Genomic DNA, 7,588 nt, shown 5'->3' with positions numbered 1-7,588 from the left:
GAAAACGGCCCGCCTCCATTTGGAGTGCGGGCCGTTTTTTTGATCAATGCGGAAGGAACAGCAGCTGATAGGCGAACATGATCGCGAAGATATAAAGAAGCGGATGGACTTCCCGCCATTTCCCCTTTACGATCTTGATGATCGGCCAGGAGATGAAGCCGAGCGCGATCCCGGTCGCGATGCTCGATGTGAGCGGCATTGTGAGGATGATGAGGAATGCCGGGAACGCCTCTTCAAATGCATCCCAGTCGATCTCCTTCACGACGCCGATCATGAGGCTGCCGACGATGATCAGCGCCGGAGCGGTGATGGCCGCCACGCCGGACAGGGCGCCGACGAGCGGACCGAAAAACGACGCAATGATGAACAACGCCGCGACGGTGACCGTCGTGAGGCCGGTCCGGCCGCCGACCGCCACGCCCGAAGAGGATTCGACATAGGCGGACGTCGGGCTCGTCCCGAACATCGCGCCGGCCGTTGCGGCGACGGAGTCGGCGAGGAGAGCCGGACGGACGCGCGGCAGCTTGCCGTTCTTCAGCAAGCCCGCCTGACGGGCGACCCCGACCATCGTGCCGGTCGTGTCAAACAGCGTGACCATGAGGAAAGCGAAGACCACGCCGTACAAGCCGTGGGAAATGACGTCGCCGAACGCTGACACCGGATTCCAGACGATGATCCCTTCCGGCAGGTGCGGCATCTTGATGAACCCTTCCTGGAACTTCAGCTGCCCGGTGAAAAAGGCCGTGACGCCGGTTGCAGCCATTCCGATGAAAATCGCGCCGTATACGTTGCGGGCCATGAGAATGACGGTGACGATGAGGCCGAACAGCGACAGCAGCACCGGCGCCGAAGTGAGATCCCCGAGCTTGACGAGGTTCGTTTCATGATGGGCGACGATGCCCGATTGCCGGAGCCCGATGAATGCGATGAACAGGCCGATCCCCGCCGTGATGCCGTGTTTCAGGTTTTGCGGGATGGCGTCGATCAATTTTTCACGGAGCGGCGTGAGCGACAGGATGACGAAGACGATGCCGGCGACGAACACGGCGGAAAACGCCGTGACGTAGTCGAGCGTGCCGTCGGAGGCGATGATGACCGAAGTGAAGTACGCATTCAGTCCCATGCCCGGCGCGATGGCGATCGGATAGTTGGCGAACAGCGCCATCCAGAGCGTCCCGATGACCGCGGCGATGATCGTCGCCATAAACACCTGGTCGAACGGCACGCCGGCATCGCTCAGCACGATCGGATTGACGATGATGATATAAGCCATCGTCAGGAATGTGGTCATTCCCGCGAGGACTTCTGTTTTGACGGTTGTTCCGTTTTCTTTCAGCTGAAACATTTCGGATCCTCCCAAAAGACGAACAAAGTTAAAGGCCATTCATCATATTATTCGTTTTGGGGGTGAATTTCAACCCATTTCATCGAATCGGCAAATTCGATTCTCCTGTCAGACTCGGGTAAAATGAAAAGACCAATGCGAGGAGGGGATTTGGATGGAATTGAATCTGCAATCGACGAAAACACTGGCCAACGGTGTGGAAATGTCGCGGCTCGGCCTCGGCGTGTACAAGATGACCGATCCGGACGAGGCGATCCGCGCGATGATGGCCGCCTTGAAGACGGGATACCGGGCGATCGACACGGCTTCCCTTTACGGCAACGAACAACAGGTCGGGGAAGCGGTACGGGCTTCCGGCATTCCGAGAGAAGAAATCTTCATCACATCAAAGGTCTGGAACACCGACCAGGGGTACGACGAAACGCTCAGGGCGTTCGAGAAAACATTGGAGAACCTAAAGATGGATTACCTCGATCTGTACCTGACTCACTGGCCGGTCGTCGGGAAATTCGCCGATACATACCGGGCGATCGAGCGCCTGTACGAGGAGAAGCTCATCCGGGTACCGGGCGTCTCCAACCATCACCGCCACCATCTCGAGGAAGTGTTTGCGGTGGCCAACGTCAAGCCGATGGTCAACCAGATCGAACTGCATCCGTATCTCTCGCAGGAAGAGCTGCGCTCGTTCTGCCAGGAAAACGACATCGCCGTGACCGCCTGGTCGCCGCTCGCAAGGGGGCGGCTGCTCGACGAGCCGGTCATCACNATCCCTTCCGGCAGGTGCGGCATCTTGATGAACCCTTCCTGGAACTTCAGCTGCCCGGTGAAAAAGGCCGTGACGCCGGTTGCAGCCATTCCGATGAAAATCGCGCCGTATACGTTGCGGGCCATGAGAATGACGGTGACGATGAGGCCGAACAGCGACAGCAGCACCGGCGCCGAAGTGAGATCCCCGAGCTTGACGAGGTTCGTTTCATGATGGGCGACGATGCCCGATTGCCGGAGCCCGATGAATGCGATGAACAGGCCGATCCCCGCCGTGATGCCGTGTTTCAGGTTTTGCGGGATGGCGTCGATCAATTTTTCACGGAGCGGCGTGAGCGACAGGATGACGAAGACGATGCCGGCGACGAACACGGCGGAAAACGCCGTGACGTAGTCGAGCGTGCCGTCGGAGGCGATGATGACCGAAGTGAAGTACGCATTCAGTCCCATGCCCGGCGCGATGGCGATCGGATAGTTGGCGAACAGCGCCATCCAGAGCGTCCCGATGACCGCGGCGATGATCGTCGCCATAAACACCTGGTCGAACGGCACGCCGGCATCGCTCAGCACGATCGGATTGACGATGATGATATAAGCCATCGTCAGGAATGTGGTCATTCCCGCGAGGACTTCTGTTTTGACGGTTGTTCCGTTTTCTTTCAGCTGAAACATTTCGGATCCTCCCAAAAGACGAACAAAGTTAAAGGCCATTCATCATATTATTCGTTTTGGGGGTGAATTTCAACCCATTTCATCGAATCGGCAAATTCGATTCTCCTGTCAGACTCGGGTAAAATGAAAAGACCAATGCGAGGAGGGGATTTGGATGGAATTGAATCTGCAATCGACGAAAACACTGGCCAACGGTGTGGAAATGTCGCGGCTCGGCCTCGGCGTGTACAAGATGACCGATCCGGACGAGGCGATCCGCGCGATGATGGCCGCCTTGAAGACGGGATACCGGGCGATCGACACGGCTTCCCTTTACGGCAACGAACAACAGGTCGGGGAAGCGGTACGGGCTTCCGGCATTCCGAGAGAAGAAATCTTCATCACATCAAAGGTCTGGAACACCGACCAGGGGTACGACGAAACGCTCAGGGCGTTCGAGAAAACATTGGAGAACCTAAAGATGGATTACCTCGATCTGTACCTGACTCACTGGCCGGTCGTCGGGAAATTCGCCGATACATACCGGGCGATCGAGCGCCTGTACGAGGAGAAGCTCATCCGGGTACCGGGCGTCTCCAACCATCACCGCCACCATCTCGAGGAAGTGTTTGCGGTGGCCAACGTCAAGCCGATGGTCAACCAGATCGAACTGCATCCGTATCTCTCGCAGGAAGAGCTGCGCTCGTTCTGCCAGGAAAACGACATCGCCGTGACCGCCTGGTCGCCGCTCGCAAGGGGGCGGCTGCTCGACGAGCCGGTCATCACCCGCATCGCCGAAGCGCGCGGCAAGACGCCGGCCCAGGTCATCATCCGCTGGCATCTGCAGCACGACATCATCGTCATCCCGAAATCCGTGCGGCCGGAAAGAGTGAAGGCAAACGCCGACGTATTCGACTTCTCGCTGACCGACTCCGAAATGGAAGAAATCGACGGCATCAACCGCTTCGAACGCACCGGCAAAGACCCGGACCATATCGATTTTTAAATAGACACGAAAAGCCCCGGACCTCGTATGAAGTCCGGGGCTTTGCCATGCCGGTGTGGGTTGCATCCGTGAAAAAGCCGCATGCGTCCGCGAAACATTCCGCCGGAGAATGTGCATCCGCGAAACCGCCGCATGCGTCCGCGAAACTTTCCGCCGGTGGGTTTGCATCCGCGAAACCGCCGCATGCATCCGCGAAACCGCCGCATGCATCCGCCAAAATCTTCGCCGGGAAAATCGGCTTCTGCAGTAACTCCCGCGCACCACACCCTCCGCCAAAAACCGCCTTAATCCCCGCGCGTCCACTCCTCCAGCCAGACGGGTTCTTGCGGGTCGTCAATCACCAACTCCTCGCCGGTGAACGGATGGACAAACGCCATCTGCCCGGCATGTAGACGGTAGCCACCGCCATCCGCCCGTCTGCCTCCGTAGAGGGCATCCCCGACGATCGGGTGCCCGGTGAAAGCCATGTGAACGCGGATCTGATGGGTGCGTCCCGTGCCGAGTTCCAGCCGGACGAGCGACCGGCCGTTTTCTTCCCGGAGCACTTCGTAATGGGTGACGGCGGGCTGGCCGGAAGGGGAGACCCGGCGCCTCGTGGCGTGGTGGCGATCCCGTCCGATCGGCGCGTCGATCCTCCCGCGAGGCTTTTGGAACCGTTTGTCCGTCTCCGCGAAATAAACCCGGCGGATCTCCTTTTTCTCAAGCATGCGGTCAAACACCGCCTTTGCCACGGGATGCCGGGCGATGAGGACGAGTCCTGACGTGCCCTGGTCGAGCCGGTGGACGTGTTCGGCATAGGAGCGGCCGGCCGCCAGCGATTCGGCCATCACTTGGTTCATGAGCGTGCCGGTACCGCCAGGCTCATTCGGATGGACGGCCATGCCGGCGGGCTTGTGGACAACGAGGCAGTGTTCGTCTTGGTAGGCGATCGTGAGGCTCCCGTGATCCGGTGCGTAAGAAGACGCCGGCTCGGCAATCCGCAACCGGAGGACATCTCCCGCTTTCAGCCCCTGTGTCCAGCCGATCGGTTCACCGTCCGTCCCGGTGACGGCGGACGCCATTCGGAGCTCATGGACCATCTTCTTCCCAAGCTGCCACTTCTCCCGCAGCAGCTCCTCGATCGTCAAACCTTCTGTCCTTGCCTGATAATCAAATTCAACCGCCATTCCGGCACCTCCAAAAAAGGCCGCGCATGCCGCGCGGCTTCAATTTCACTTCGCATATTGTTCCAGGAACGCCCGGATGGCTTCATCGGACTGTGAACCAGCGATCCGGTCCACTTCTTTTCCATCCTCAAAGTGCGCGAGTGTCGGAGTTCCTTCGATATGATACTGGTTCCAACCTTGTTCAAACTCCAGGACGTTGTATTTCACGACATCCACATCCATGTCTTTGACAATCGGCACAAGGCGTGGCGTCATTTCCTGACAGTGCGAGCATTCCGGGCTGAAGAAATAAACAGTGACCGGATCCCCGGATTCAATTCGCTTCTCCAGCTCGTCCGGCAGGATGATGTTCTGATAGTTCGGATCGTCGAGCTGGTCGATCGTCGACTGCTTGAGCTGCTTATCGCCGTACGGGCTGTCCGCCAGCTTTGACTTGTTCGATTGATTGTTGACGAAGACGAGCAGCGCGAGAAGAACGATGACCGCGCCTCCGATGATGAGCAGTTTCTTCATATGGTTATTTCGACTCCTTCTGCCACTTCAGCATGAGAAAGCTGGAAACGGCAATGATGATGAATGCGATGAGCGCAAGAAGCGGGATGGTGATGAATCCGAGCCAGTTGATGTAAGCCCCTGTGCAGCTCACCTGGCCGCATGCAGGCGCTGAATCCTGGAGAAACGGCACTTTCTGGATGCCGTAATGGTAAAGGGAGATCACGCCCCCGATCACCGACAATGCGGCTGTATAGGCGGCAGCCCGGAAGTCTTTCCTCACGAACGCAACCGCGCCGATCACGACGATCGGATACATGAGGATCCGCTGGTACCAGCACATCTCGCATGGCACGAACTGCTTCATTTCCGAGAAGTAAAGGGAACCGGCCGTCGCGAGCAGCGAGACCGTCCACAGGAAAAGCAATGAGTTTTCAAGTCGTTTCTCCATTCGATCCGCTCCTGTCGGTTTGAGCCCCACTATGATTATAGGGGGGCAGGGCGGGGCAAGTAAAATAATATTCATCGGCGGCGGGTATGCAGTATAATGATGGTCAATGTGCAATGGAAGGGGGCTCTCCCGTGACGGAACAATTTGATTTGTCTTCATTTGAAAAAAGCATGGTGATCCGAGAGATGACCCGTGATGATATCGACGCCATCCTGCGCATGCAGGATTCGTGTTTCCCGGGGATGGATCCGTGGGAGCGGGCGCATCTGGAAAGCCATCTCGCCATTTTCCCCGAGGGTCAGTTCGTTGCGGAACTGGACGGCGAGATCATCGGCTCGTGCTCAAGTCTCATCATCAACTTCGACGAGTACGACGACAAGCATACGTGGGACGATGTGACTGATGAGGGTTATATCACGAACCACAATCCCGACGGCTACAACCTGTACGGGATTGAAGTGATGGTGCATCCGGACTACCGCCGGATGAAAGTCGGCCAGCGCCTGTATGAAGCGCGGAAGGACCTGGCGCGCAAGCTGAATCTGAAGTCGATCGTCATCGGCGGCCGCATCCCGAACTACTACAAGCATGAAAAGGAAATGACGCCGCGCGAGTATGTTGACGCGGTCTCACGCCATAAAATCTACGATCCTGTCTTGACGTTCCAGCTCATGAACGGATTCACGCTCATGCGGGTGAACCCCGATTATCTGCCGGACGACAAGGCGTCGCGCAGATATGCGACGCTCATGGAATGGAACAACATCGACTACAAGCCGCAGTCCAAGCGCCATTTCAAGACGAGCTATCCGGTCCGGATCTGCGTCGTCCAGTATTTGATGCGCCAGATCTCGTCGTTCGATGATCTTGCCGGGCAAGTCGAGTACTTTGTCGATGTGGCATCCGATGCCCATTCCGACTTTGTCGTGTTTCCGGAGATCTTCACGACCCAGCTCATGTCGTTCCTCGACGAGCCGATCCCGAGCATCGCGGTCCGCAGGATGACGGAGTATACGGAGCCTTACATCGAGCTGTTCACGGACCTCGCCGTCCGCTACAACGTCAACATCATCGGCGGCTCCCACTTCGTCAAGGAAGACGATGACGAAATCTACAACATCGCCTACCTGTTCCGCCGCGACGGCTCGATCGAGAAGCAATACAAGATTCACATCACGCCGAACGAGCGGAAGTGGTGGGGGATCAGCGCCGGTGATGCGGTCCGGGTGTTTGACACCGACTGCGGCAAGATCGCCATCCAGATCTGCTACGACATCGAGTTTCCTGAACTCGCCCGGATTGCGACCGACATGGGCGCGAACATCATCTTCACCCCGTTCTGCACGGAGGACCGTCAAGGATACTTGCGCGTCCGCTACTGCGCGCAGGCGCGTGCCATCGAAAACCAAGTGTACACGGTCATCTCCGGAACGGTCGGCAACCTGCCGCAGACGGAGAACATGGACATCCAGTATGCCCAGTCGGCGATCTTCGCTCCGTCCGACTTCGAGTTTGCCCGCGACGGCATCGTCGGCGAGACGAACGCCAATGTCGAGATGGCCCTGATCGGCGACGTGGACCTGGAGATCCTCCGCCGCCAGCGCCAGGACGGTACGGTCAAGCAGCTGAAAGACCGCCGGCACGACGTGTACCGGGTGGAATACCGGAAAGACTGAACCGACGGACTGCCCGTGCAAAACTGCGGGCGGTCT

The 7,588-nt window shown here is 58.0% G+C and carries 6 protein-coding genes and 2 pseudogenes; 3 read left to right on the top strand and 5 right to left on the bottom strand.

Annotated elements, in window-relative coordinates:
- Window positions 1–43 precede the first annotated feature (43 nt).
- Window positions 44–1,345, bottom strand: a complete 1,302-nt coding sequence (locus BN1189_RS01490) for an NCS2 family permease (RefSeq protein WP_040224847.1) — start codon at window positions 1,343–1,345, stop codon at window positions 44–46.
- Between the two features lie 154 nt (window positions 1,346–1,499).
- Between BN1189_RS01490 and BN1189_RS01485 the strand changes: the two are divergent.
- Window positions 1,500–2,108, top strand: a pseudogene (locus tag BN1189_RS01485) (aldo/keto reductase); the annotation flags it as partial.
- Here the strand turns inward: BN1189_RS01485 and BN1189_RS01480 are convergent.
- Window positions 2,105–2,782: pseudogene (locus BN1189_RS01480) on the bottom strand (solute carrier family 23 protein); the annotation flags it as partial. The pseudogenes BN1189_RS01485 and BN1189_RS01480 sit on opposite strands and share 4 nt — an antisense overlap.
- 154 nt (window positions 2,783–2,936) lie before the next feature.
- Here BN1189_RS01480 and BN1189_RS01475 point away from each other — a divergent pair.
- The gene (locus BN1189_RS01475; RefSeq protein ID WP_040224845.1) at window positions 2,937–3,767 is read left to right on the top strand and encodes an aldo/keto reductase; all 831 of its coding nucleotides are present in this window, start codon (window positions 2,937–2,939) and stop codon (window positions 3,765–3,767) included.
- Window positions 3,768–4,051: 284 nt separating this feature from the next.
- Here BN1189_RS01475 and BN1189_RS01470 read toward each other — a convergent pair whose 3' ends face one another.
- From BN1189_RS01470 to BN1189_RS01460, 3 genes are read right to left on the bottom strand one after another with little or no spacing between them, the layout of a single operon-like run.
- Window positions 4,052–4,933, bottom strand: a complete 882-nt coding sequence (locus tag BN1189_RS01470) for an RluA family pseudouridine synthase (protein WP_040224843.1) — start codon at window positions 4,931–4,933, stop codon at window positions 4,052–4,054.
- Window positions 4,934–4,978: 45 nt separating this feature from the next.
- Complete coding sequence (locus BN1189_RS01465) at window positions 4,979–5,446, bottom strand: thioredoxin family protein (protein ID WP_040224841.1); 468 nt, start codon at window positions 5,444–5,446, stop codon at window positions 4,979–4,981.
- A 4-nt stretch (window positions 5,447–5,450) separates the two neighbouring features.
- Entirely contained in the window at window positions 5,451–5,876 is a 426-nt protein-coding gene (locus BN1189_RS01460; RefSeq protein WP_040224838.1) for a disulfide oxidoreductase, read from the bottom strand.
- 131 nt (window positions 5,877–6,007) lie between these two features.
- Between BN1189_RS01460 and BN1189_RS01455 the strand changes: the two genes are divergently transcribed.
- A complete protein-coding gene (locus tag BN1189_RS01455; RefSeq protein ID WP_040224837.1) occupies window positions 6,008–7,552 on the top strand; it encodes a carbon-nitrogen hydrolase family protein in 1,545 nt (514 codons plus the stop codon).
- The last annotated feature ends 36 nt before the right edge of the window (window positions 7,553–7,588 follow it).

It is taken from the genome of Bhargavaea cecembensis, from assembly GCF_000826125.2.
GTDB classification, from domain to species: domain Bacteria; phylum Bacillota; class Bacilli; order Bacillales_A; family Planococcaceae; genus Bhargavaea; species Bhargavaea cecembensis_B.
This window is presented reverse-complemented; position numbering and strand designations above follow the sequence as displayed.